Annotated in this window: 28 protein-coding genes and 2 other annotated features; of the genes, 7 read left to right on the top strand and 21 right to left on the bottom strand. The window is 36.4% G+C overall.

Features of this window, described 5'->3' with window-relative positions; all coding sequences use genetic code 11:
* Nucleotides 1-97: 97 nt before the first annotated feature.
* Nucleotides 98-1243: a low temperature requirement protein A gene (locus tag NMM26_RS08520; protein ID WP_254754209.1), complete on the top strand. Its 1146-nt coding sequence runs from the start codon at nucleotides 98-100 to the stop codon at nucleotides 1241-1243.
* A gap of 524 nt (nucleotides 1244-1767) precedes the next feature.
* Here the strand turns inward: NMM26_RS08520 and mgaSpn are convergent.
* Entirely contained in the window at nucleotides 1768-3246 is a 1479-nt protein-coding gene (gene mgaSpn, locus NMM26_RS08515; RefSeq protein WP_254754208.1) for a virulence factor transcriptional regulator MgaSpn, read from the bottom strand.
* 285 nt (nucleotides 3247-3531) lie between these two features.
* Here mgaSpn and NMM26_RS08510 point away from each other — a divergent pair, with 285 nt between their 5' ends.
* From NMM26_RS08510 to NMM26_RS08490, 5 genes are all read left to right on the top strand, one after another.
* Complete coding sequence (locus NMM26_RS08510) at nucleotides 3532-3768, top strand: GlsB/YeaQ/YmgE family stress response membrane protein (RefSeq protein WP_254754207.1); 237 nt, start codon at nucleotides 3532-3534, stop codon at nucleotides 3766-3768.
* Nucleotides 3769-3844: 76 nt separating this feature from the next.
* Complete coding sequence (gene amaP / locus NMM26_RS08505; RefSeq protein WP_254754206.1) at nucleotides 3845-4417, top strand: alkaline shock response membrane anchor protein AmaP; 573 nt, start codon at nucleotides 3845-3847, stop codon at nucleotides 4415-4417.
* An 11-nt stretch (nucleotides 4418-4428) separates the two neighbouring features.
* Nucleotides 4429-4599, top strand: a complete 171-nt coding sequence (locus NMM26_RS08500; RefSeq protein WP_000455064.1) for a DUF2273 domain-containing protein — start codon at nucleotides 4429-4431, stop codon at nucleotides 4597-4599.
* Nucleotides 4600-4629: 30 nt separating this feature from the next.
* Nucleotides 4630-5238 carry an Asp23/Gls24 family envelope stress response protein gene (locus NMM26_RS08495; RefSeq protein ID WP_000064110.1) on the top strand — a complete coding sequence of 203 codons (609 nt, stop codon included), beginning with the start codon at nucleotides 4630-4632 and terminating at the stop codon, nucleotides 5236-5238.
* 30 nt (nucleotides 5239-5268) lie between these two features.
* Nucleotides 5269-5472: a CsbD family protein gene (locus tag NMM26_RS08490; RefSeq protein ID WP_203175531.1), complete on the top strand. Its 204-nt coding sequence runs from the start codon at nucleotides 5269-5271 to the stop codon at nucleotides 5470-5472.
* A 115-nt stretch (nucleotides 5473-5587) separates the two neighbouring features.
* Here NMM26_RS08490 and NMM26_RS08485 read toward each other — a convergent pair whose 3' ends face one another.
* Together NMM26_RS08485 and NMM26_RS08480 are read right to left on the bottom strand one after the other, a co-directional pair.
* Nucleotides 5588-5734: a transposase gene (locus tag NMM26_RS08485; RefSeq protein WP_261101474.1), complete on the bottom strand. Its 147-nt coding sequence runs from the start codon at nucleotides 5732-5734 to the stop codon at nucleotides 5588-5590.
* A gap of 158 nt (nucleotides 5735-5892) precedes the next feature.
* Nucleotides 5893-6348, bottom strand: coding sequence for a GNAT family N-acetyltransferase (locus tag NMM26_RS08480; protein ID WP_254754204.1), 456 nt, complete (start codon nucleotides 6346-6348; stop codon nucleotides 5893-5895).
* A 69-nt stretch (nucleotides 6349-6417) separates the two neighbouring features.
* Between NMM26_RS08480 and NMM26_RS08475 the strand changes: the two genes are divergently transcribed.
* Nucleotides 6418-7077: an A24 family peptidase gene (locus tag NMM26_RS08475; RefSeq protein WP_254754203.1), complete on the top strand. Its 660-nt coding sequence runs from the start codon at nucleotides 6418-6420 to the stop codon at nucleotides 7075-7077.
* Here the strand turns inward: NMM26_RS08475 and trpA are convergent.
* From trpA to NMM26_RS08385, 18 genes are all read right to left on the bottom strand, one after another.
* Nucleotides 7049-7825: a tryptophan synthase subunit alpha gene (gene trpA / locus NMM26_RS08470; RefSeq protein ID WP_254754202.1), complete on the bottom strand. Its 777-nt coding sequence runs from the start codon at nucleotides 7823-7825 to the stop codon at nucleotides 7049-7051. The two genes, NMM26_RS08475 and trpA, sit on opposite strands and share 29 nt — an antisense overlap.
* Nucleotides 7818-9041, bottom strand: a complete 1224-nt coding sequence (gene trpB / locus NMM26_RS08465; RefSeq protein ID WP_000331279.1) for a tryptophan synthase subunit beta — start codon at nucleotides 9039-9041, stop codon at nucleotides 7818-7820. The genes trpA and trpB (NMM26_RS08465) overlap by 8 nt, the downstream gene beginning before the upstream one ends.
* Nucleotides 9019-9618, bottom strand: coding sequence for a phosphoribosylanthranilate isomerase (locus tag NMM26_RS08460; protein WP_000169876.1), 600 nt, complete (start codon nucleotides 9616-9618; stop codon nucleotides 9019-9021). Before NMM26_RS08460 ends, trpB (NMM26_RS08465) begins: the two co-directional genes overlap by 23 nt.
* The gene (gene trpC / locus NMM26_RS08455) at nucleotides 9605-10372 is read right to left on the bottom strand and encodes an indole-3-glycerol phosphate synthase TrpC (protein WP_000076513.1); all 768 of its coding nucleotides are present in this window, start codon (nucleotides 10370-10372) and stop codon (nucleotides 9605-9607) included. Before trpC ends, NMM26_RS08460 begins: the two co-directional genes overlap by 14 nt.
* Nucleotides 10369-11373 carry an anthranilate phosphoribosyltransferase gene (gene trpD / locus NMM26_RS08450; RefSeq protein WP_254754201.1) on the bottom strand — a complete coding sequence of 335 codons (1005 nt, stop codon included), beginning with the start codon at nucleotides 11371-11373 and terminating at the stop codon, nucleotides 10369-10371. The genes trpC and trpD overlap by 4 nt, the downstream gene beginning before the upstream one ends.
* A gap of 10 nt (nucleotides 11374-11383) precedes the next feature.
* Nucleotides 11384-11950, bottom strand: coding sequence for an aminodeoxychorismate/anthranilate synthase component II (locus tag NMM26_RS08445; RefSeq protein WP_084926229.1), 567 nt, complete (start codon nucleotides 11948-11950; stop codon nucleotides 11384-11386).
* Nucleotides 11947-13308: an anthranilate synthase component I gene (gene trpE, locus NMM26_RS08440; protein ID WP_254754200.1), complete on the bottom strand. Its 1362-nt coding sequence runs from the start codon at nucleotides 13306-13308 to the stop codon at nucleotides 11947-11949. The genes NMM26_RS08445 and trpE overlap by 4 nt, the downstream gene beginning before the upstream one ends.
* Before the next feature lie 71 nt (nucleotides 13309-13379).
* Nucleotides 13380-13611: a binding site (T-box leader), on the bottom strand.
* Nucleotides 13602-14780, bottom strand: a complete 1179-nt coding sequence (gene trpB / locus NMM26_RS08435) for a tryptophan synthase subunit beta (RefSeq protein ID WP_045605807.1) — start codon at nucleotides 14778-14780, stop codon at nucleotides 13602-13604. Its footprint overlaps the feature before it by 10 nt.
* Before the next feature lie 66 nt (nucleotides 14781-14846).
* Nucleotides 14847-15076, bottom strand: a binding site (T-box leader).
* 214 nt (nucleotides 15077-15290) lie between these two features.
* Nucleotides 15291-16292, bottom strand: coding sequence for a LacI family DNA-binding transcriptional regulator (locus NMM26_RS08430; protein WP_049488253.1), 1002 nt, complete (start codon nucleotides 16290-16292; stop codon nucleotides 15291-15293).
* Nucleotides 16293-16399: 107 nt separating this feature from the next.
* The gene (locus tag NMM26_RS08425; RefSeq protein WP_023943875.1) at nucleotides 16400-16768 is read right to left on the bottom strand and encodes a hypothetical protein; all 369 of its coding nucleotides are present in this window, start codon (nucleotides 16766-16768) and stop codon (nucleotides 16400-16402) included.
* Nucleotides 16769-16863: 95 nt separating this feature from the next.
* The gene (locus tag NMM26_RS08420) at nucleotides 16864-17574 is read right to left on the bottom strand and encodes an MgtC/SapB family protein (protein WP_001149045.1); all 711 of its coding nucleotides are present in this window, start codon (nucleotides 17572-17574) and stop codon (nucleotides 16864-16866) included.
* A gap of 2 nt (nucleotides 17575-17576) precedes the next feature.
* Complete coding sequence (locus NMM26_RS08415) at nucleotides 17577-19268, bottom strand: iron ABC transporter permease (RefSeq protein ID WP_023943877.1); 1692 nt, start codon at nucleotides 19266-19268, stop codon at nucleotides 17577-17579.
* Between the two features lie 11 nt (nucleotides 19269-19279).
* On the bottom strand, nucleotides 19280-20290 hold the full coding sequence (locus NMM26_RS08410) for an ABC transporter ATP-binding protein (protein ID WP_000589137.1): 1011 nt from the start codon (nucleotides 20288-20290) through the stop codon (nucleotides 19280-19282).
* A gap of 102 nt (nucleotides 20291-20392) precedes the next feature.
* Nucleotides 20393-21460, bottom strand: a complete 1068-nt coding sequence (locus NMM26_RS08405) for an extracellular solute-binding protein (RefSeq protein WP_000738377.1) — start codon at nucleotides 21458-21460, stop codon at nucleotides 20393-20395.
* A gap of 24 nt (nucleotides 21461-21484) precedes the next feature.
* Entirely contained in the window at nucleotides 21485-22144 is a 660-nt protein-coding gene (locus tag NMM26_RS08400; protein ID WP_000793811.1) for a DUF1868 domain-containing protein, read from the bottom strand.
* A gap of 183 nt (nucleotides 22145-22327) precedes the next feature.
* Nucleotides 22328-23338, bottom strand: coding sequence for a UDP-glucose 4-epimerase GalE (galE, locus tag NMM26_RS08395; RefSeq protein ID WP_061743800.1), 1011 nt, complete (start codon nucleotides 23336-23338; stop codon nucleotides 22328-22330).
* A gap of 12 nt (nucleotides 23339-23350) precedes the next feature.
* Complete coding sequence (gene galT / locus NMM26_RS08390) at nucleotides 23351-24826, bottom strand: UDP-glucose--hexose-1-phosphate uridylyltransferase (RefSeq protein ID WP_000848808.1); 1476 nt, start codon at nucleotides 24824-24826, stop codon at nucleotides 23351-23353.
* A gap of 12 nt (nucleotides 24827-24838) precedes the next feature.
* Nucleotides 24839-25480, bottom strand: coding sequence for a phosphate uptake regulator PhoU (locus NMM26_RS08385; RefSeq protein WP_000945328.1), 642 nt, complete (start codon nucleotides 25478-25480; stop codon nucleotides 24839-24841).
* Nucleotides 25481-25535: the final 55 nt, after the last annotated feature.

Below are 25535 nucleotides of genomic sequence, written 5' to 3'. Positions count from 1 at the left end.
TCATTCGCGTCACATGAAGTTATTTAAGCATCTTCTTTTCTTTTATTACCATTTTCTGTTATAATAAATTTTACTTCTAAAATAGAAAGGTCTTAAGATGACAACTCTTATTAAACATAAACGTGTAGAATTTTCAGAACTTTTTTATGACTTAGTTTTTGTTTTTGCAATTTCAAAAGTAACTACTTTAATCGACCATCTTCATAACGGTATTTTGACTTGGAATTCTTTCCTTGATTTTTTCATTGCTACTTTGTTTCTCATCGATTCCTGGATGATTCAAACCGATTATACCAATCGCTATGGAAAGAACTCTTTATTTAACATAGTAATCATGTTTATCAAAATGGGAATTTTACTCTTTATAGCCAATATGATTGGACCTGATTGGCAACAATATTTTCATTATCTCTGTTGGGCTATTGGTACATTAACCCTTACCTTATTTTTTCAATATTTGGTTGAATTTTTTAGAAAATCAACCGATGATGTTCATCGGGAAAGTATCAAAGGTTTTCTATGGATAACAGGTCTAGGAAGTTTAGGAGTCTATCTAGCAGCTCTTCTTCCTATTTACCTTAGAGTCTATATCTTATTTGCTAGTATTCTGCTAACATTTATTATGCCAAGTATCTTGCTTAATAAAGATAAGCATTACCAGGTAAATCTCCCCCATTTAATCGAGCGTATCTCCCTTCTTGTCATTATTATGTTTGGAGAGATGATTACGGAGCTAGCTAACTTCTTTACAATCGAGAATTTCTCGATTTATTCGGTTCTTTATTTCATTATTATGATTTCTCTGTTCTTGTTTTATTTTGGTCAATTCGACCATGCTATTGATGAAAAATCTAATCAAAAGAGACTATTTCTAATTTACAGTCACTATCCTATTTTCATTGGACTTCTTATGATGACCGTTTCGATGAGTTTTCTTCAGAATCCTGAAGCTAATCGTCTCTTTGCAACCAGCTTCTCTTATATCGGATTTGGCCTCTTTCAAGCTGCTGTCCTAGTAAATGGGCCCTATAACAAACACTATCTTCGCTATTCGAAAAGTTACTACTGTGTCCAAGCGACACTCTATCTGGCTGCCTTGATTCTCTCTTTAATCTTTGCTTCTAATCCTATAATAGTAGTGAGTATAACAACCATTTTAGCTCTAGCTATAGCCATTCATTTTATTTATTTTTATATGACACAGAATAAAAAATATTCCAAATCTAACTGGGGATTATTTTAATGAGTTTATAACATTAAAAAGCTTTGGGAACCAAGGCTTTTTTTCATTAATTTGTTTTTCCATTTTATCCTCCAATTTGATCTCGCACTGACATTTATTTATAACAAAACTATATATCTAGAATAGCATAATCATTAGGTATTATAGGTTTTCAAACCAAATACGAGTCATTCGTTTTTGCCCCACTTTTGCCCCATTTTTAAATCCTGACATTGAAAACACCTAAAAGTATTTCCCTAAAATCAGCTATATTTCAACATTTTTGTTTATTTTCAATATGAAAAGTTCTTACAAATCCATGTAGGGGGCATCTACATACAACAGGAAAAGCCTTGGAATCAAGGTTTTTTTCGTATCTTCTACAAAAAAAGCAAGAGTTTTAGAGGACTATGACTCTAGATGTACATTTTACTTAAATGACTGAAGGTCTTTTCTTAATAAAAACACCCCAAAAATTAGATTTTTTCTGTCTAACTTTTGAGGTACAGTTCAAAACGCGAAATAGCATTTTTTATTTTAGGTTACTAATCTAATCGAATAAACATCATGGCATTTAACAAAGATATGAGTGAGACCGTGTTTATATTATTTGAATAGATCAGTCTCTTATTTTCAATCGGAGGAATAATAAAATTAGAAATGATGATATCATAAGGCGATTCTTCTAAAGATTCCTTTGATAATTCTAATTCAGTCCAAACTTCAAGTTCAAAATTGTTGCTGCAATAATAAGAAAGTGTCTCTGCAACGGATTTTGCATGATACTGATCAAAATTACTCATAACCAGAACCTTCAGCTTTGGCTGATTTTGTAGTAGATTAAGCACCAAATGTTTGGTATGAGTGATGAAGGTATAAGATAGATGATTTACCATCATTGAACTAGAACAAACTTCAAGAGTCTCTAAATAATGAGAAAGCTCTTTTTTTACATCTGAAACAAATTTAGGGAAAATATTTTGAAAATTCCTGATTGTATTCCCTTTTTGATCAAATAAAATAAACTCAGTGGACAACTCCTGACGATACAGATGTGCAGTATTATGCAGATGCCAAATCAGATTATCCTTATTCTCAATCTCAATCTGATACTTGACTGAAATCTGATCAATAAAATCACTCAATAGATGGTAAGATTTTTCAACATAGCTATCCTTTTTTACGCATTTCAAAAAGAGACTTTCATCTATGAAAAACATTTTTTGAAAGTAAGACACAAATAATTGGCAAACAACTTCTTCATCTAAAGAGATATTGTATTCTAATTCAAAATTCTTAGCAACACCTTCTATTCCTTCTACCTGCATTAAAAAATCCAAACTTTGATCGTTAAAAGAGTCTTTCTCTACTTCCATGAAATGACCAAACTTTATTCTATATAGGTTCGTAACTAGGAGCAACTTTAGCATTCTATGAGTTGACAAATTCATTGGAAAGCTTGTTTCCTTATAAACCAATTCTAACAATTGAGATAGGGGCTCTGATGAAAAATTTTCAAATGGCCATTCTAGGAAATAATATTTTTCTGAAAAATATTGTGCAAAAAAGTAACGAATGTCTCTCTCATTTCCAATGATTTGAACAGGGGTCAGACTGATTTCAAATTGAAATTGCCTTTTAATCACTTTATTGATTTGGCTAATAATACGATAGAGCGAAGATGAACTGATATAAAATTCTTTACAAATTCTCTCAGCTTGACAACCTTCATTAAAGAAGATAAATTCTAAAATCGAAAAATGAGTTGAATGTTTAAAGAAATGATGGTAAACCATTTCAATATCACTATCATCGGTATTAATAATGCGTATACCATTAGTAGAAGAATGAAAAATCAAGTCAGGAAAAGCAGATTTAACATGGGATAGATCATCTTTGACTGCACGTTCTGTACAATTTAATAACTCTGCTAGTTCAGAACGATGAAACCAACGTTTATGTTCAAATAATAATTCTAATAATTCTAATTGCCTATGACTTTTTTTAGATAATAAATCTCTCATGAATGTCTTTCTCTTTTTATAAATTATCGGATTAAACCTCTTGCAATTATACCACAAAGAATAGGTATAGCATACTATAACGACTTCTACTAAGATACTTTATTTCGTATAATAACACTACGGGGGCAATATATAAACAATTTTCTTATTTTACCGTCTATTGAGGGCGTGAATACAGAATCAAATTCAAGTCGAAAGATTATATTTTTAATTTTAAAAATTATATAATAGCAACAATCAAAGAATTTGATTTTTTGAAATTAAAATAATAAAGAAGGGTAGGCAATGTTGTGGTCAATTATTGCTGGAGGTCTTATTGGTCTCTTGGCAGGTAAAATCACTAAAAAAGGTAGTTCTATGGGAATCGTCGCAAATGTATTCGCTGGTTTAGTCGGGTCATCTGTAGGACAATCCCTTTTAGGTAGTTGGGGCCCATCCATCGCTGGAATGGCTTTGATCCCATCTATTGCAGGAGCAGCAATTGTTGTTACTGTAGTATCATTCTTTACAGGTAAAAAATAATTACTTGTAGAATAAACTATTTTTAAATAGATTAGACGGGTAAAAATAGTTTAATGTTAAATCGAAAGGATTGTATATGTCAAAAACAAAGAAAATATTTTTAATTATTTTCTGTATTTTAATCTTGACAATTTTCCTTCCTGTTTTGATAGATTATCATCAAGTTAGTGATCTAGGCATTCAGCTATTTAGCTGGAGACAGAATCATTTCGTTGAATTCTATCTCTCTAGATATATATTCTGGGGGATAGTGGCTCTATCAACTTTAGTTTTGTTATCGATGTCAGTTGTGTTGTTTTATCCTAAACGTTATTTGGAAATTCAACTTGAAACTAAAAACGATACATTAAAATTAAAGAATTCTGCAATCGAAGGTTTTGTTAGAAGTTTGGTAAGTGATCATGGATTGATCAAGAACCCAACTGTTCATGTAAATTTACGAAAAAATAAATGTTTCGTTCATGTAGAAGGTAAAATTCTTCCTTCGGACAACATCGCTGACAGATGCCAACTAATTCAAAATGAAATAACTAATGGATTGAAGCAGTTTTTTGGTATTGAGCGTCAGGTTAAACTAGAAGTTCTAGTAAAAGACTACCAGCCTAAACCAAAACCTCAAAACAAAAAGACTGTTAGTCGTGTGAAGTAAGGAAGCAAAAAATGGAATGGCTTAAACAATATCGATATCCAATAATCGCAGGTCTCATAGGCGTATTTCTCGCTTGTTTGATTATCTCCTTTGGCTTCTTCAAAACAATATTTGTATTGATTTTAGGAGCACTGGGAGTTGCAGCTGGATTATATATCGAAAAAAACTATATAGATAAATAAAAATTACTAATTTAATTAAAGGAGTTTCATATGTCAAACGAAAAAAACATTAACACTAACGTAGAAAAGAAAGATGCTACTGCTGTAGCTCACGAAATCAAAGGAGAACTTACTTACGAAGATAAAGTTATCCAAAAAATCATTGGTCTGTCACTAGAAAACGTTTCAGGTCTTTTGGGAATCGACGGTGGTTTCTTCTCAAATCTTAAAGAAAAAATCGTTAACAGCGATGACGTAACAAGTGGTGTTAACGTAGAAGTTGGTAAAACACAAGTTGCAGTTGACTTAAACATTATTGCTGAGTACCAAAAAAATGTTCCAGCTTTATATTCAGAAATCAGAGAAATCGTATCTTCAGAAGTTGCTAAAATGACTGACTTGGAAGTTGTTGAAATCAACGTAAACGTTGTCGACATCAAAACTAAAGAACAACATGAAGCAGACTCAGTAAGCCTTCAAGATCGCGTATCTGACGTTGCTGAATCAACAGGAGAATTCGCTTCAGAACAATTCGAAAAAGCTAAATCTGGTCTTGGATCTGGTTTCTCAACTGTTCAAGAAAAAGTTAGCGAAGGCGTAGAAGCTGTTAAAGGTGCAGCAACTGGTGTAGTATCTCACGAAAAAACTCGTGTAAACTAAGATAAAATAAATATAACAGGAGAAATTATCATGTCAGTAGAAGAAAAATTAAATCAAGCTAAAGGTTCTATTAAAGAAGGTGTTGGGAAAGCCATCGGTGATGAAAAAATGGAAAAAGAAGGAGCAGCTGAAAAAGTTGTTTCTAAAGTAAAAGAAGTTGCTGAAGATGCCAAAGACGCTGTAGAAGGTGCTGTAGAAGGTATCAAAAACATGTTGAGTGGCGACAATAAATAAGGCTAAAAGTTACTTTATCTCTTTAGTAACATTAGTCAAAAGAGTCTGAGTCAAGATGATTCTCAGAAAACAAAAAGCTAGAGATTTCCAATTGCGGAACTCTAGCTTTTTAATTTCACCTCTTTCTCTTATTATATTTCAGCAGGTTGTTGACCATGAGTACGAATCCCATGTCAATTCTCACTTGACGCTTACCTCTCAGATAACATCTCTTATAACCCAAACAAACCTTTATCTGCCCAAAGACAGATTTCATATCAATCTTACGTTTAGCGAAAATTTATCTACCCTTGGAAGATAAAAGTACCTGATATTCTTTAGTTTTTAAACACTGGTAACGTTCATTCATATACAGTCCTTTTGATGGGCTGATTCAGGTTCATCATCGCAGTCAAGATTGATTTCAAGGATTTTTACTTTCTATCTACTCTTTTTCATGATGTATTTTCGTACAGGTGCTTCAACTATTTGAACGATTTCAAATCCTTCTTTTTGATAGAGATGCTGGGCTGCTTGATTTGCTTCGAAGACATTTAAAGAAATAGTATCTATGTCTTCATTTTCAAAGACCAAACTAACAAATTTCCTTAAAGCCTGGCTACCTAAGCCTTGCCCCTGTTTTTTGGGGTTGATAAAAAATCTTCCGATATGAAGATTACTATTTTCCAATCTGATTTTCTGGATAATCCCGACAAACTCTGATCCATCAAAGATTGAAAAGACTCCTTCCAAATCTTGCAAGGCTTGAATAGTCAAGGGAAAAGGAACCATTTGTCCCATCCATTGTTCTTGAAAGGATTTTCCGAGAGAGTTGGACCATTGGCATACGAGCTGAGCGTTTTCTGTGCTCACCTTTTCTTCAAAACGAATTGTCATCTTGACCTCACCATCTTATCTATGTTTCTCTATTATACTACTTCTCCTATTTTTTACGAATAGATAAGTATGATCGATTTTTATTTTTTTCTTGTCGGGAGCATTCTCGCTTCCTTTCTTGGTTTGGTCATTGACCGTTTCCCTGAGCAATCTATTATCAGTCCAGCCAGTCACTGCGATTCTTGTCAGATTCGCTTGCGTCCCTTAGATTTGATTCCGATTCTGTCGCAGGTGCTCAATCGCTTTCGCTGTCGCTACTGCAAGGCACCTTATCCAGTCTGGTATGCCCTTTTTGAACTAAGTTTAGGTCTCCTTTTTCTGGTTTGCTCTTGGGGTTTTCTTTCCTTGGGACAAGTTATCCTAATCACTACTGGTTTGACCTTGGGTATCTACGACTTTCACCATCAAGAATATCCCTTACTGGTCTGGATTGTCTTTCATCTACTCCTAATGGTCTGCTCTGGCTGGAATCTGGTCATGGTCTTCTTCCTTGCCCTTGGAATTGTGGCTCATTTTATTGATATCCGCATGGGAGCAGGGGATTTTCTCTTTTTAGCTTCTTGTGCTCTCGTCTTTAGTGCGACCGAATTACTCATCTTGATTCAGTTTGCTTCTGCGATGGGAATTCTAGCCTTTCTCCTACAAAAGAAAAAGGAAAGACTTCCTTTTGTGCCTTTCCTCTTACTCGCTACTTGTGTGATTATTTTTGGTAAGCTACTGCTTGTTTGATAAAGTCCTGAATCGGCTCTCCTTGGTGGAGGGCTTTTACAATTTTCGAACCAACGATAACACCATCTGACACCGCATTGAAGCGTTCAACATCAGCTTGACTAGATACGCCAAATCCTGTCAATACTGGGATGTCGGCCACTTGATGCAATTGTGCCAAGTGCTTGTCCAAGTCTGCGCGGTAATTGCCAGATTTCCCTGTCACTCCATTGATAGCAACGGCATAGACAAAACCTTCTGCCCCTTTAATCAACTCTTTCTGGCGCTCAATCCCTGTGGTCAAGCTTACTAAAGGAATCAAGGCGATGTCTGTGTCTGCCAGAAATGGTTCTACAAAGTTGGCATGCTCATGAGGCAGGTCTGGGATAATCAAGCCCTTAACCGCTGTATCTGCCAAATCTTTGACAAAATTCTCCACACCGTACTGAAAGAGGGGGTTGAAGTAGGTCATGATGACAAGTGGTACTTCTGTTTCAATGGTTTTCAAGGTTTCAACCAAAGCTTGTGTCGAAGTACCATGAGCTAGACTGCGCAAGCCAGCTTCTTCGATAACAGGTCCATCTGCAACTGGATCTGAAAAGGGAATGCCCACTTCAATTGCAGAGACACCCAAATCTTCTAAAAAGTGAATTGTTTCAGCAAGACCGTCCAAACCTTTCTCATGATCTCCAGCCATGATATAGGGAACGAAAATTCCTTTTCCAGCTGCTTTTATAGCGTTTAATTTTTCTGTTAGTATCTTAGGCATGAGCTTCTCCCTTCTTTGCTGCATCTGCTTCCAAGCGGTCTTTGATTTGGACCACATCCTTGTCCCCACGACCTGATAGACAAACAATCATGGATTTGTCTGGACCCAGTTCTTTGGCCAATTTCACCGCAAAGGCAATAGCGTGACTAGATTCCAAGGCTGGGATAATCCCTTCCACACGAGACAGGAGTTGGAATCCTTCCAAGGCTTCTTCATCCGTCACAGGAACATAGCTGGCACGTTTAATATCGTGGTAGTGAGAATGTTCTGGACCGATACCAGGATAGTCCAAACCTGCTGAGATAGAGAAGGCTTCAAGAATTTGGCCATGAGCATCTTGGAGTACATCCATGAGAGAACCGTGAAGGACACCAGGACGCCCCTTGGTCAAGGTAGCTGCGTGGTGCTCCGTATCTACACCAAGTCCAGCTGCTTCAGCCCCATACATGGCTACTGACTCATCTTCTACAAATGGATGGAAGAGCCCGATGGCATTCGACCCACCACCAACACAGGCTACTAGGGCATCTGGCAGATCTTGACCTGTCAAGTCACGGTACTGTTGTTTAGCCTCTCTACCAATAACGCTTTGGAAGTCACGAACGATTTCTGGGAATGGATGAGGCCCCAAGGCAGAACCAAGAATATAGTGGGTATCATCGATATTTGCTACCCATGAACGAAGGGCTGCATTGACCGCATCCTTGAGCACGCGCGAACCATCTGTTACAGACTCGACCTTTGCTCCCAAAAGCTCCATACGGAAGACATTGAGGGCTTGGCGTTTAACATCCTCTTCACCCATATAGATGGTACATTCCATGTTAAAGAGGGCTGCAGCAGTTGCAGTTGCCACACCGTGCTGACCAGCACCTGTTTCTGCGATAATTTTCTTTTTACCCATGCGTTTAGCGAGCAAAACTTGTCCCAAGGCATTGTTAATCTTGTGGGCACCTGTATGGTTGAGATCTTCTCGTTTAAGATAAATCTTGGCTCCGCCAATATGCTGGGTCAAATTTTTTGCGTAGTAAAGGGGAGTTTCACGTCCCACGTACTGGCGCAAGAGTTGGTTTAATTCCTCTTGGAAACTTGGATCTGCCTGACTTTCACGGTAGGCCTTCTCCAACTCCAAAACTGCTGTCATCAATGTTTCTGGGACAAAACGTCCGCCGAATTTTCCGTAAAATCCATCTTTATTTGGTTCCTGATATGCCATGCTTTACCCTCTCTATAAATCTTCTAATCTTTTCATGATCTTTTTGTCCATCTGTCTCCACTCCGCTCGATACATCTACTGCATAGGGAGTAAAGTGTTGAATTGCTTTTACTACATTGTCTTCCTTAAGCCCACCTGCGATAAAGAAGGGCTGAGCGAGTCCAGTCGTATCTAGTTGCCCCCAGTCAAAGGTTTGGCCACTCCCTGCCACAGGGGCATCAAAGAGTAGATAATCTGCCTGAGAATTAGGCACACGACCCTCTCCATCCACCTGCACAGCCTGAATACTAGAACAGGGCAAGTCCTCAAACACATCATCCGCCAGCTGACCATGAATTTGAACCAAGTCCAACTCAACTTTGTCAATCGCTTCTAGCAGTTCTGCACGACTTGGTGAAACAAATACACCAACCTTTTTGACATCCGCATGAATAAGCTTTGCCAACTCAGCAGCCTGATCCAAGGTCACCTGTCTTTTACTGGGTGCAAAGACAAAACCGATATAGTCTGCTCCTGCTGATACAGCTGTCTCCACCGCTTCTTTGGTCGATAGTCCACAAATTTTAACCTTTGTCAATCTGCAACTCCTTGATTCTCTGGGCTACATCTTCTGCCTGCATGAGAGCTGTCCCTACTAAAATGCCGTTAAAGTATGGTGCTACTCGTTCCGCATCCTGCCCTGTGAAAATAGCAGATTCAGAAATGTACAAGCAATCATCTTTGAAATGTTTAGCCAAATCTACACTGGTCTGCAAGTCAACTTCAAAGGTAGTCAAATTGCGGTTATTAACACCAATAATCTCCGCACCAAGTCTGTGAGCTACCTCTAGTTCAGCTAGATTGTGAGTTTCCACCAAGACTTCCAGACCAAGCTCTGTCGCATAGTCATAAAGTTCCTTGAGGCGTTCTTCAGACAAGGCTGCCACGATGAGCAAGATAACTGTTGCACCTGCATTGCGAGCTCGAATGATTTGCTTTTCATCGATAATAAAGTCCTTGTTGAGTGTTGGAATGTTTACCTGACTGGAAATCTCCCGTAGATAATCCAAATGTCCTTTAAAGAAAACTTCATCTGTCAAAACCGAAATCATCACTGCGCCGTTCGCTTCATAAGTCTGGGCCTGTTGTACAATATCCACATCGAGATTGATATCCCCCAGACTAGGGCTAGCTTTCTTAACTTCTGCAATCACCTGCAAGCGGTCTTGATGATTCTTCAAAAAGTCAGCCAAGCGATAGGGCTGGCGCAAGGGCTGGATTTCCTCCAGCTCCATCTGCTCAACCTCACGCGCCTTCTGCTCCAAAATTCGTGCTAAAAATTCCTGACTCATTTTTGGTACTCCTGTAACAGTCTGAGTTTTTCAAGAGCCTTGCCACTAGCAATGACTTGACGAGCTAAGGCAACTCCGTCCTTGATGCTATCAACCTTACCATTAGCATAGAAACCAAGACCAGCATTCAAGACTGTCGTTTCCAAGAATGGACTTGGTTCGTTTTTCAGAACTCTAAGCAAAATTTCTGCATTTTCCTGAGCATTGCCTCCACGAATGTCTTCGATAGCGTAGCGTTCCATCCCCAGATCTTCTGGAGTAAAGCTTGACAAGGTGATTTCGCCATTTTCAAGAAGGGCAATCTTGGTTGTTCCATTCAAACCAGCTTCGTCCAATCCTTCTGGACCAGCAACCACTATAGCACGTTTGCGACCCATATTTTTCAAAACCTGAGCTGTACTTTCTAGAAGTTCTGGACGACTAATACCAAGAAGCTGTGTTTCCAAAGTCATTGGGTGAATCAGAGGACCAGTCAAGTTCATGATTGTTGGAATTCCCAATTCCAAACGAGCTGGCATGATGTATTTCATTGCTGGGTGCATATTTTTAGCAAAGAGAAAGACGATGCCAGTCTTATCAAAGACCTTACCTAGTTCAGCCGGTTTGAGGTCTAGGTTGATGCCCAAGGCTTCTAGGACATCTGCAGAACCAGATTTAGAAGAAATCGAGCGGTTACCGTGTTTTGCCATATGAACACCACCACCAGCCAAGACAAAGGCTGAGGTTGTGGAGATGTTAAAGCTGAAGGATTTGTCTCCACCTGTACCACAGTTGTCCATGGCATCATGAATCTCAGTTGGAATATGTTGGGCATGTCCTCTCATGACTTGGGCAATGGCTGTGCGTTCTTCAGGTGTTTCCCCCTTCATCTTAAGAGCCAAAAGGAGAGAAGCAATCTGCGCCTCCGTTACACGCCCAGTTACGATACGCTCAATGACATCCGTCATTTCCACACCTGATAAATTTTCAAATTTTGCTAGTTTTTCAATAATCTCTTTCATCCTAGTTTCCTCACTTTACAACCTTATCTATAAAATTCCGAATAGAAGACAAGCCATCTGGCGTTCCAATGCTCTCTGGATGGTACTGGAAGCCATAAATTGGTAGGGTTTTGTGTTGAATCCCCATGATAGCTTGGTCATCAGTAGAACGAGCTGTCACTTCAAAGTCTTCTGGCATTTCTTCAATCAAAATACTGTGGTAACGCATGACTGCACGGTCATCCTCAATGCCTTGATACAAAACAGATGGCGCTTCAAAGCTGATATTGCTCTGTTTCCCATGCATGACTTTTGGAGCCAAACCTAGCTTACCACCAAAGACTTCTGCAATGGCTTGATGGCCCAAACAAATCCCAAGAATCGGCTTCTTGCCAGCAAAATCACGAATCATGTCTTCCATCTTTCCAGCATCAACTGGCCAACCAGGACCAGGAGAAAAGACCAGACCATCTGCTTTTTCAGCTTCTTCATACAGCTTGGGATCATCATTTCTCAAGACCTGTACTTCTGCAAAATTCCCAATGTATTGGGCCAAGTTATAGGTAAAAGAATCATAGTTGTCAATCAATAAAATCATGGTCTTAGTTCTCCAATTCTAGTCATAGATTTTGCTTTGTTAATAGTTTCTTGGTATTCGTTTTGGGCAATAGAGTCGTAGACAATCCCTGCCCCAGCCTGCACATAGGCTGTTTGATTTTTGAGAATCATAGTTCGGATAGCAATGGCGAAGTCCATATCACCCGTCGCAGACAAGTAGCCGATTGCTCCTGCGTATACGCCTCGTTTTTCTGTTTCCAGTTCATAGATACGTCTCATCGCGCGAATTTTTGGTGCTCCAGAAACAGTTCCGGCAGGAAGTGTTGCTTTCAAAGCATCCATGGCAGTAAGTTCTGGAAGCAAACACCCTTTGACCACACTGGTCAAATGCATGACATAGCGGAAGAGCTCCACTTCCATATACTTAGTGACTTGAACACTGGCCGTTTCAGAGATGCGGCCAATATCATTTCGTCCCAAGTCTACTAACATCCGATGCTCTGCTGTTTCCTTCTCATCCGAAAGCAGGTCTGTCGCCAAATCCTTGTCTTCTTCATCCGTAGCGCCTCTTGGTCGTGTCCCTGCAATCGGATTGGTTGTCACGATGCCATTTTTGACAGAAACCAAACTTTCTGGACTGGCACCGATGATTTGATAATCCCCAAAGTCATAGAAATAAAGGTAATTAGATGGATTGGTCACGCGGAGATTTCTGTAAAAGTCAAATGGATTTCCAGTAACTTCTGCTGAGAAGCGCTGACTGAGTACGCACTGGAACATGTCGCCATTACGAATCAAGTCACGAGCGGTTTCCACCATTTCCTCAAACTTCTGAGGAGCGATATGCGGTTTGAAGTCCAGTGGAGATAGATCCAAGTCTTCAAATTCATTTGGAGCAGGAATGCGTAATTCCTCAAGTACTTGGTTCAAGGCTTTTTCCAAGTCTTCTTGACTACGCTCACTATAGAGAGCATCCTCTATGACATGGATTTTTTCCTTCTTGTGGTCAAAGACCATGTAACTCTCATAGACGAAGAAATGCATGTCTGGAGTTCCAATTGTATCTTCAGGAATTTGACCAATTTCTTCATAAAGCGAAATCATATCGTAGCCAACAAATCCAATGGCTCCCCCACCAAAAGGTAGGTCTGAATGGTGCTGGTTCTTATGAGTCACTTCATAAAGGAAATCCAAGGGATCCCGATCAATCACCTGCCCATTTTGATAAAGAACTCCATTTTCAAACTTAATCTCAAAAACAGGATTATAGGCTAGGATAGAAAAACGAGCTGTTTCCTTGTCTCTCGGAATACTCTCTAAGATAACCTTGTGTTGCCCCTTTAGGCGCATATAAGCCAAGATTGGCGATAAGACATCTCCATGAATGATTCGTTCCATTGTAATTTCCCTTTCAGTTCTACTTCTAGTCCGTGGCGACTGTATGAAAAATCCCCACGCAAAATAACTTGCGTGAGGACGAAATTCGCGGTGCCACCTCAATTATAGGATTTCTCCTATCTCTCATTCCTGTCTCAGAAACCTCCTGTAACAGGCTGTGCGATAAAGGGCACTCCCTTGAGAATTATGTTTTCTTCTCTCGTTTCAGATGGACCCAACCTTACAGCTTTCTCTGCTTGTTTTCAGCAACCACAAGCTCTCTGTGAGAGAAAAGACTGTAATTTTTCCATCTTTTATTTTTTAGCTTCTAGGTAGTCCGCAATTGCAGCTACATCCTTGTCTCCACGACCAGAGACATTGATGATGATAATGTCGTCTTTACTTAGTTTCGGTGCACGTTTAACTGCTTCTGCGATAGCGTGTGAGCTTTCAATCGCTGGGATAATTCCTTCAGTCTTGCTGAGAAGGAGGAGAGCCTGAACAGCTTCTTCGTCTGTCGCTGCAACATATTCCACGCGACCTGAATCTTTAAAGTAAGCGTGTTCTGGGCCAACCCCTGGATAGTCCAATCCAGCTGAGATAGAGTAAACTGGAGCTAGCTCTCCATCTTCCTTAAAGACTGCATAGGTCTTCATGCCGTCGACAATTCCGATACTACCCTTTGTCATAGTAGCTGCGTGCTTATCTGTATCAAGTCCATGACCAGCAGCTTCGACCCCAACCAATTTAACTTCTTCATCAGTCACATACTGTGAAAATGCACCAATAGCATTGGAACCACCACCTACACAGGCAATAACGTAGTCTGGTAAACGACCTTCTTTTTCTAAGATTTGACGGCGAGATTCTTCACTGATGACTTTTTGGAACTCATGAACAATGGTTGGATATGGGTGAGGTCCCACAGCAGATCCCAGAACATAAAAGGCTTCAAGGTCATTCATCCATGCTCCAAAGGCTGCATCAACAGCATCTTTGAGGGTACGAGTCCCTGTTTCAACTGCATGAACAGTTGCTCCCATCATCTCCATACGGAAAACATTGAGACGTTGGCGTTCCACATCTTCTGCTCCCATGTAGACATCACAGGCCATACCAAACTTGGCTGCAGCCGCTGCTGTAGCAACACCGTGCTGACCAGCTCCTGTTTCTGCGATTACTCGTTTTTTGCCCATACGTTTGGCAAGAAGGATTTGCCCTAAAACGTTGTTGAGCTTGTGAGAACCAAGGTGGTTAAGGTCTTCGCGCTTGAGATAAATCTTAGCGCCACCTAGGTGGTCTGTCAAACTTTCCGCAAAATAGAGTGGTGTTTCGCGACCGGAATAGTCCTTTAAGTAATGACGAAATTCTGCCAAAAACTCTGGATCATCCTTGTACTTGTCAAATGTCACTTCCAACTCATCCAACAAAGCCTGAATCGGCTCCGGTACAAAACTTCCACCAAATTGTCCAAAATAACCTTTAGTTGTCATAAAAATTTCCTCTTTCTGTATTGATTTCAAGATATGAAAAAAGCCCACACACAGAATTAAATTCCGTGTGAGGGCGTTGGTAACGCGGTGCCACCTCAATTATAAAGGGACTATCCCTTTACATCTCTGCCTTGTCTAACAACAAGTTGCACTGTAAGGTGTGCGCACCGAATTTTCATTGTTTCAAATTCATTTTTAAAATCAGCCCACTTTCACTACTTTCAACCACCTGTTCACAATCACCACAGGCTCCCTGAAGATCAAAAATAGTTACTTTTCTGATTTGTTGAACTTATTTTAATACTTTGTTTTTTCTTTGTCAAGACTTTTTTACGATTTTTTTGAAAGATGTGTGATTCGAATGTGATAATGTCTTTAGTAAATCGAACGTGAAAATGTCCCACTTGTTGGAAATTGGATCCAACTCAATAGAAACTGAATAGATGCTAAACAGAACTTACTTTAGAACACTCCATCTTTTCCATTAGGATTTTCAAGAATTAAACAATACTAGAAACTCTGTCTCCTAACAAGTTTAGTAGAAACTTCAACAGATGTGACACTTTCCCCCTTTATAATTGCTAATACCCCTTCAATCATTTCTTGAGCTAATTTAACATAATTAGGAGAAATTGTAGATAAAGCTGGAGTATAATATTGAGAAATTGGAATATTGTCAAATCCGATTATTGAAATATCATCAGGAATGGTAATTTCCTTCTCATAGCAAGAACGAATCAATCCCTGTACTTTTTCATCACCGGATACAAAAATCAAATCAGGATAATTTTGATTAGATAGATGTCTTGTAGCATATGAATAAACAGAATCTATTGTAGTTAGACCATATACTACTTTCAAATCCATTTCATAGTTATTATCATTTAAAAAAGCACGAACCCCTCTCTCTCGATCAATATTAACAAGGGATTCTCCTCCCATAAGTAACCACATACTATTAATGTTTTCTTTTGATACTAATTTCATCATGTCATAAGTGGCCTGAAAATTGTTGTTAGAAACATACACAACATTAGGTGTTCTAGATTCTCCAAAAACTATGAATGGCATTTTATTCTTTTGCAAGTAATTAATCCGAATATCTTCTTTACTTTCATAAAATACTATTACACCATCTATCAAGCTTCCTGTACTCGAGATTATTGAATTACTAATTGTATCTTCTTCACTAAAATATTCAACAATAGCGTTAACACCATACTCTTTACAAGTTTGTAAAACTTTATCTAATAAAGTTTGAAACCAAATTAAAGGAAAAGAGTCGATTTTTTTTACAGAAATCAATATATTTATAGCTTCTTTTTTAGTTAAATTTTTTGCATACGCATTTGGAATATACGACAATTCCTCTATAACTTTTTGAATCGCTTGATAAGTTTCTTCTTTAACATTTACTCCACCATTAATAACTCGTGAAACTGTTTTTGGAGAAAAACCTGATAAACGTGCAATATCATAAATAGTTACCTTTTTCCCATTTATATTTTTCATTTCAGTCCTCCATTACGAACATTCTAATATTACTATACAATATTTAATTTTTTTTAACAAGAGAATTTTGTAAATTATTTAAGATCCACAAATTCACAAAATTAATTTTACAAATATTCTTCCCCTTCAAAAAAGTTTAAATTGCAATTCACACCTTTATTTTTAAGAATGTTTCCAACTTCACGACAAATAAATTCATATGAGAAAAAACTACCATAAAATTGTAGATTAACTTTTTCAGTAAAAATTGTTGGATTTATAAAAATATATAATAGCCTGTCAATGTAACATTCTAACATAGACTTAATTTTTTCTTTAAAAATAACATTTGTTATCAACTCATCAGGAGGTAAATGAAAGGGAAACACCATTTCACAAATATCATAAAAAGAAATAAATTTGTATACTTGTATCAAACAATTATTATCAAAATATTCTATTTTACCTAAATCAAAATAGATTTTAAAATCTTTCATAAAAACCTCTGAGCAAAAATCTACTCAAAAATTAGATGATTAAAACATCTAAAAAACAAAAGGACAAAAACATCTGTCCCTTTGTTTACTAAATTTCAGCTAATTTCTTCGACATAAATAACACCTACAATATTAGCAATTTCTTCCATCAAACGAAGATGTTCAAATCTTCCTGATAGTTCTAGAGTAATAAATGATGCTATTTTTTTTTCTGGAACATCAAAATATTCAATTCTTTCTGAATTAACATCTCCAAATGCAGTTCTAGAATCAGTCATTCTAATGCCATTCTCAGCACAGTATACTAGTACCCGATTATATGCCTCTGTAGATCTAACAACGATATACAATTCGATTATCTTTGAACGACTTTGAAGATATTTTTTTAAAGGTTGGAACATAGTTATAACACTCCAAACAGAAATTGCTCCTAGTACGGCTCCTTCATAAAAACCAACACCTATAGCTAGACCGATTCCAGCTGAAGCCCATATTCCGGCTGCAGTTGTTAAACCAGTTATTTTCTTTTTATCTGTAATAAGTATTGTTCCAGCCCCAAGAAAACCAACACCTGATATAACTTGCGCACCTAAGCGTGTAGGATCTCCTGTACCAAATTTATAAGATACATACTCATTAGTCATCATAATTAAACATGCAGCCAGACAAACAATACTATGTGTACGAATACCTGCTGGTTGAGATTTACTTCCTCTCTCTAAACCAATTACTCCACCAATAACTAATGAAAGTACAATTCTTAATACAATTTCGATATATGATAGTCCTAAGCTTGTTGCCTGCATTATTATTTCCTTTTTCTACTAGCTGGTCTCTGAGTAAAGTATAATACAGAACCAGAAATTATCATTAATACAATAGTATAAACGAACACAAGTGCTTGAGCATTTGAAGTTGCTGTTTCATCACCTGCTGAACGAATAGTTATACCCAGCGGTTGAGCTAATGGATGGTAAAGAAATACAGATAAGTCGAAGTCAGTTAATAAAGAGTTAAAGTTTAAAGCAATAACAGAGAGAACAACCGGTAAAATAAATGGAATGATAACCTTCATCATAGTATAAAAAGGTGAAGCACCCATACTTCTTGCTGCATCTTCCATCTCATCATCAACACTAAATAAAATAGCACGTACCATTCTATAAGAAAATGGGATTTTTACAACTATATATGCAATAAGTAGAATTACCAAACTACCTACCAAAATCTGATTCAAGACAAGAAATTGTGGCTGATTAAAAGTAAATAATAAACTTACTGCTAAAAGTGTACTTGGTAGTAACCAAGGAAGTAGAGCACCATATTCAAATAAGAAATCAAAGCGAGCTTTATGTTTTCTGACAACTCGAGCAAATATAACTGCGAGAATTGTTGCTGTTGTCGCAGCGATAATAGAATAAATAAAGCTGACCAAGAATGGAGAGAATGCCGCACTATTACTAAAGAATAAGCGATAATTTTCTAAAGTAAAGTTTGATAATGTTAAGTTACCTGTTTGAATTGCAACTGGATCTGTAAATGAGTATAATACTATAAAAATTAGTGGAAGCATGAAAACTGTGAACAATCCATATGCTACAATGTGAGCAATGATATTCCAAGGCTTAGATGCAATTTTTTGTTTTTTAAGAGGCGCTTTAGTCTTAGAGATAGAAATATAATTTCCACCTTTTTCTATCTTATTCATGATAGTAAGCAAAATTGTAGTTGCAATACCTAAAATAATTGCAAGTAAGGCAGCTAAATCACGAGAATTCCCCATCCCTGCAAATGTAATAATCATTGGATTTATAGTTTGAAATCCTTTACCACCAACAATCATGGGTGCTGCTACTGCAGACAAACCACTAAGAAAAACCATAATAGTAAGTGCAAATAGAGTTGGAATTAAGGTTGGTAACACTACTTTTCGGAAAACAGTAAATGGTTTTGCTCCCATATTTCGTGCAGCCTCAATAGTGTGATAGTCAACGCTTCGAATTGTATTTGTTAAAAACAATGTATGATTAGCAGTTCCTGAAAATGTCATAATGAATAAGACTGCACCATACCCAATAAACCAGTTAGGGTCTAAAGAAGGGATAACATTTTGTAAAAATTTTGTTATCAATCCATAAGGACCATAGACAAATTTATATCCAGTCGCTAAAACCACTCCTCCATAAATTAAAGAGGTCATATAGCCTAATTTTAAAATTTTAGCACCTTTAATATCAAAGTACTCTGTAAATAGAACACAAAGAATACCTACGACATTAACTGTAATAATGAGTGAAAATGCTAACTTAAAACTGTTCATAATACTCTGAAGTGCCCTCTCAGATTTTAGAACACGATGTACAGCTTCAAGGGAAAATTCTCCTCCTTTTACAAATACATTCACTACTAGATCAAAGTTTGGATAAATAATAAATGTTACTAGGAACCAGATTAACCCTAAACGAATAAGCCAATCTTTTAAATTTAATTTATGACGCATACTGCACCTCCTTAAAATTGCAGAACGTCTGATGGTGTGATAAATAAGTCCACACTTTCTCCGACAGATCTAATAGCAGCCTGACTATCAATACTTGTTACATTAAGAATCTGACTTTCAGAAACTTTTATTGTATAGTGAATTGTAACTCCAGAAAACTCAACATCAATAATTGTTCCTTTTAGAATGAAATCTTGTTCAGTTTCACGATTGAATCGAACTTTCTCTAATCGAATGTATCCTTTTTTATCTTCTAAGAAAACGCTTGCATTTTTCAGTAATACTTCGTGGACTGTTTCATCGGTCAAAACATTAATATCGCCAATAAAATCACATACAAATTCAGTTTGAGAATTATGATAAATCTCTACAGGTGTACCGACCTGTTCGATGTATCCATTGTTAAAGACTGCAATTCTATCAGATAAAGTTAAGGCTTCCTCTTGGTCATGAGTAACATATAAAGTAGTAATACCTAACTCTTTTTGAAGTCTTTTCAACTCTTTTCTCAAATCTACACGTAATTTTGCGTCAAGGTTTGACAATGGTTCATCTAGACAAAGAATTTTAGGTTCAAGAACCAGAGCACGAGCCAATGCTACCCTTTGTTGTTGACCCCCAGATAATTCTGATACATTACGCTGTAACTGTTGATCAGAGATCTTAATTTTTGCTGCTACTGCTGATACTTTAGCTTTAATAACATCTGGAGCTACCTTCTTAACTTTTAAACCAAATGCAATATTATCAAAAACAGTCATAGTTGGAAATAGCGCATAAGATTGAAATACAATACCAATTCCACGCTTTTCAGGTTCCAAATGAGTGACATCTGTTCCATTAACTTCAATACTTCCTGATGATGGATCTAGAAAACCTACCAATGCTCTCAAAGTAGTTGATTTACCACATCCTGAAGGCCCAAGAAATGTAAAAAATTCCCCTTCATGTATATCTAAATTCAGATTATCAATTGCAACAAAATCACCATATTTAATTTGAATATTATCAAATTTAATCATCTCACTAACTCCCTCTATTACTAAACCAAAAGCCTCTCTTTATTTCTTCCATAAATTTAGAAATAATAGAGAGACTTGGACATAAAAATTAACTCTTATTTCTTATTGTACGTATTCTAATTCAGCTTTTTCTACCCATTCATCCAAATGCTTTCCAACAGCTTCCCAGTCAATATTTTGTGGTTTCACTTGATCAACAAATTTCTTAGTATCTTCTGGTAGATCTTTGAGGGCATCTTTATTTGCAGGAATAGATCCAAAGTTCTTACTATATTCTACTTGAATTTCTGATTGACCAAACCAATCAATAAATTCTTTAGCTAACGCTTGTTTTTTACTAGTGCTTAAAACCATAGTTTGTTCAGTTACAAATGGTACACCGATCTCAGGAGTCATAACTTTGAAAACAACATTTTGTTCTTTTTGTCCAACTAATGCACCAGAACCCCACATCATTCCATATTGTATTGGATCTTCTTTGTCTAACATCTTAACAATTGAACTTTCTCCCTTTTGAAGAGTGTATGCATTTTTCAAATATTCTTTTGCTACTTCCCAACCTTTTTCGGAAACACCTAATTCACCTTTATCATCAAGGTATCGAACTAAGATACTTGCTAGAATTGCACGTCCTGTACCACCTTGAAGACCAGAAATTGAATATTTACCTTTATACTTACTACCTAATTCTGTCCAATCTTTAGGCATTTCTTTTACATCAGGCGCCCCAATTAAAACTAATGGTTGAACAATCACAGGATTATAATAATTATCTTTATCTGATAAAGATTGATCAATTTTATCTAACCATTTAGGCTTGTACTGTACTAGTAATTTTTGATCTCTAATTTTATTTGAATCAACAGCACCAATTCCAAATACCATATCTGCAACTGCATTATTCTTCTCAGCAATAACACGGTCTGCTAATTGAGCGCCAGGGATATCAACCATTTTGATATTAAAACCAGCTTCTTTTGCTTTAGCAGTTAGCCAATCACCACGACCATTTGAGACTGAGTTCGAATAGATTACTAATTCTTGACTTTTATCAGCTTTTTCTTCAGATGAAGAAGCAGTCGTAGAATTTGAACCTCCAGAGCAAGCAGCAAGTGTAGTAAGAGCAACTCCCGTTGCAAGTACAGTAGACCAAACTTTCATTTTTTTCATGATAAGTTCTCCTTTTTTATTATTTTATTTAAATTTTTCGTGATATGGAACAAATTGTCTCATATCTTCAAATACAGTATAGTCAATACGATTTACAGTAATAGTTGGAATCTTCTCTAATAAAATTTCAGTTAATTCTGCTCTGACTTTAGTAAACTCTTCTTCCTCCTCTTCGGTTAAAGGAATTCGAAGATACCCAATTGAAATATGGAATTGATATCTATCATGATTAGGGAAACGAACACCTGCTTTTTCTGAGACATAAGTACGAATTTCTTCTAATCTCTTTGCAGAAGCTTCATCTGCAGGTTCAACTAATATGTTTTGTTTTCCCATTTCAGTTACACGCATATGAATTTCTTCATCCAACAATGGAAAAATTTCAAGTTGTTTAGCAAAGTAATCATGTATTTCCTGTAAAGGTGTATCTAGAGGAAGATTACTGCTCCAAAACTCCGTTTCACGATTTTCATGGCACAACAATTCAATTACAGTCATGTGAATAGAATTCCTTGGAGTTAAAGTAAACTTATCGATAAATGGTAATTCTCTATAACGTGATTGAATAATATCAACAACTTCCATCAAATCTTGTTTAGTATAAAGATTTGCTACAACTGTATTCCCAGGGAAATGATTAAATTCCCCATTCTCTTTGAACTTAATTTTTGTTAAGTTTTTCATATAAAGACCTTCTTTTTTATATTTGACATCGGTGTCATTATGTTTACATTATACAATGAAACCGTTTCCTTTGTCAAGCGCTTTCAAAAAATTTTTTAAAAAAATTTATCTTTCATTAAATATGAATTTCATTAAAAGGTTAAGTAATTTTTCCAAAATACAGCACTCATATAGACAGTATCATCAATTATAGCCATTGGGATTTTTTGATTGCCAATTCCATGTATCTCTACACATGTCTTCAATCGATTTTGTTGTCCTCCAATTTAATTCCTTATATGCTTTGTCTGCATTTGCATAACAAGTTGCAACGTCTCCTGAACGTCTTGGAACTATTTTATAAGGAATAGGGACCTTATTAACACTTTCAAATGTATTTACAAGTTGTAATACACTAGTGCCTTCTCCCGAGCCTAGGTTATAGATATAAACATCTGTTTTTTCAGATACTTTTTCTAAAGCTTTTATATGTCCTATTGCTAAATCTACTACATGGATATAATCACGCACACCAGTACCATCAAGCGTATCATAATCATTTCCGAACACACTTAGCTCTGACAGCTTACCTACCGCTACTTGTGCAATATAAGGCATCAAGTTGTTAGGAATTCCTGAGGGATCTTCCCCAATCAAACCAGACTCATGAGCACCAATTGGATTGAAATAACGAAGCAACGCAATACTCCATTCTGAATCTGCCACATGAACATCTTTTAAAATTTGTTCAAGCATCACTTTCGTATACCCATAAGGATTTGTCGCACTTGTTTCCATCGTCTCAATTAGGGGTGACTGATTGTTAATTCCATATACAGTCGCACTTGAAGAAAAGACAATCTTTTTAACATTAAATTCTGACATCACTTCAACAAGTGCTAATGTACTCATAATATTATTTTTGTAGTACATCACAGGCTTTTGCACGGATTCTCCGACAGCTTTATAACCTGCAAAATGAATTGCAGCATCAATCGATTCTTTTTCAAATACCTTTCTCAATGCTTGTTTATCACAAACATCTAATTCGTAAAACACGGGACGTATTCCTGTAATTGCTTCAATACGGTCTAGCACCAAGATGCTAGAGTTCGAAAGGTTGTCGACAATTATGACTTCCTTTCCTAAATTTAGTAATTCTACTACGGTATGGCTACCAATATAACCAGCTCCGCCTGTTACCAATATTGCCATTTGGGTTTCCTCCTAATTAATTCCAACCGACTTAACAAATCTCATAAACGCTTCATGCCCAGACGGTGTATTCTTATAAACTCCTGCATCTTCCAGAACTCTCGCAAACACTTGTCCTACTTCGTGTTGAACTACGCTATTAACCTCTTCTTTATTAATGCGAGGATATTTTTCTTTCAATTGGTCGGCCCATTCTAAATGATAATCCGCAATTGCGTTATCCTCTCCTAAAAGATATTTTCCAACTTCTTCTAACTCTGGTTTCAAACGAGGTGGTAATATCGCAAGTCCCATCACTTCGATTAACCCGATATTTTCCTTTTTAATATGTTGTACATCTTGATGAGGATGGAAAACACCATCTGGGTATTGTTCAGTAGTATGATTATCTCTTAGAACAATATCTAATTCATATCTCCCGTCCACTTTACGAGCAATAGGAGTCACCGTATGGTGTGGGACATCTTCAGTCATAGCAATGATGTCTACTTCTAAATCTGAATATTCCCTCCACTTATTTAGAATTTTATTAGCTAAATCTAACAATCGATTTTTATTTTCACTTTGTAACCTAATTACTGACATTGGCCATTTTACAATACCAGCATTAACATCCTCAAAGTCTTTAAAACGAAATTCACTCTCAAATTTTGCTTTTTCCATTGGGAAAATATGTTTCCCTCCCTGGTAGTGGTTATGACTAAGAATGGAGCCTCCTGAGATAGGAAGATCAGAATTTGAACCAGCAAAATATCCTGGCAAAATATCAACAATCTCCAATAATTGTTCAAATGTTTTAGAGGTAATAGCCATTGGTACATGTTGACTATTTAAAAATATCGCATGCTCATTAAAATATGAGTAGGGAGAATACTGGAATCCCCATACTTCGTCACCAAGTTTCAACCGAATAATTCTATGATTCGAACGTGCTGGATAATTTATTCGCCCCTGATATCCTTCATTTTCCATACATAGTAAACATTTGGGATAATTAGTTGCTTTTACTAATTTTTCAGCAGCAATTGTTTTTGGATCTTTTTCGGGTTTTGACAAATTTATCGTAATCTCTAGCTCTCCGTATTTAGTTGATGATCGAAACTCAATATTCTTAGCAATAGCAGAAGTTTTAATATAATCACTATCTTTACTTAACTTATAAAACTCTTCAACTGCTTCTTGAGGTGATATATCATATGAACTCCAAAAAATATCATTTAATCGACTAGGTAAAGGAACTATGAAATTCATTAACTCTGCTCCTAAACATTCCTTTTCCTCGATTAAATCTTTAATTTTACCGTTTTTTAAGGCGATTTCCACTAAGTAATCTTTTATTTGTTTCAGGTCATTTTCATCGGAAATGCGATCAGTTCCCTCCTCACCTATTAACGCTAGTACTCTATTTTTCACATATATTTTGTCAATTTCATTATACATTCCGTATTCAATTACTCTATCAACAAAATTATCAATAATTGTTTTCATATATTTTTCTTTCTAATTTATGTTCCCATATTTTCTATACATTATCCATTTATAAATTGATTGCGTAGTATGAGCAATTTTATCAAGGTGATGAATAATATCTAAAGCACCAATTACTTCAGAAACATTCCCATCATCTTCAAATATGTAATTCATTATTTTATTTTCAATATTTGTACTAAGCTCTTCTATCTCATTCTGTTTTTGTATAACAACCATATCTAAACATCCAGATTGTTCCTCTCTATAACAAGATATAGCCCTATTCATATGCAGTCCGATAACTTCATGAAGTATTTTTATTTCTGAAATAATTTTCTTCAAAATTTCATTATTTTGAATAATCTGTAGATTTTTTAAAATTTCAACAATTCTATCCCCAATACGTTCAATGTCAGTTGATATTTTTATTACACTAATAATTCTTCTTAAGTCATATGAAACGGGATGTTGTAAACAAATTAACTCATATCCTTTTTTATCAACATTTAGAACTGACTCATTTATGATTAAATCTTCTTTAATCAATTCTATTCGTTCTTCATTTGATAAATATTCAAATAACTTCTCATATTTATCAAGCACAGATACCCAAATGGTCTCTAAATTATTTGATAATTCTATAATTTCATTTTCTAAATATAACCTTAACATTTAGGTACCTCTTCTTAACAAAGTTCAATAGTAACAATTAATATTTTAAACAATA

The organism is Streptococcus sp. CF7_Ac1-8 (genome assembly GCF_024295435.1).
GTDB classification, from domain to species: domain Bacteria; phylum Bacillota; class Bacilli; order Lactobacillales; family Streptococcaceae; genus Streptococcus; species Streptococcus mitis_AP.
This window is presented reverse-complemented; position numbering and strand designations above follow the sequence as displayed.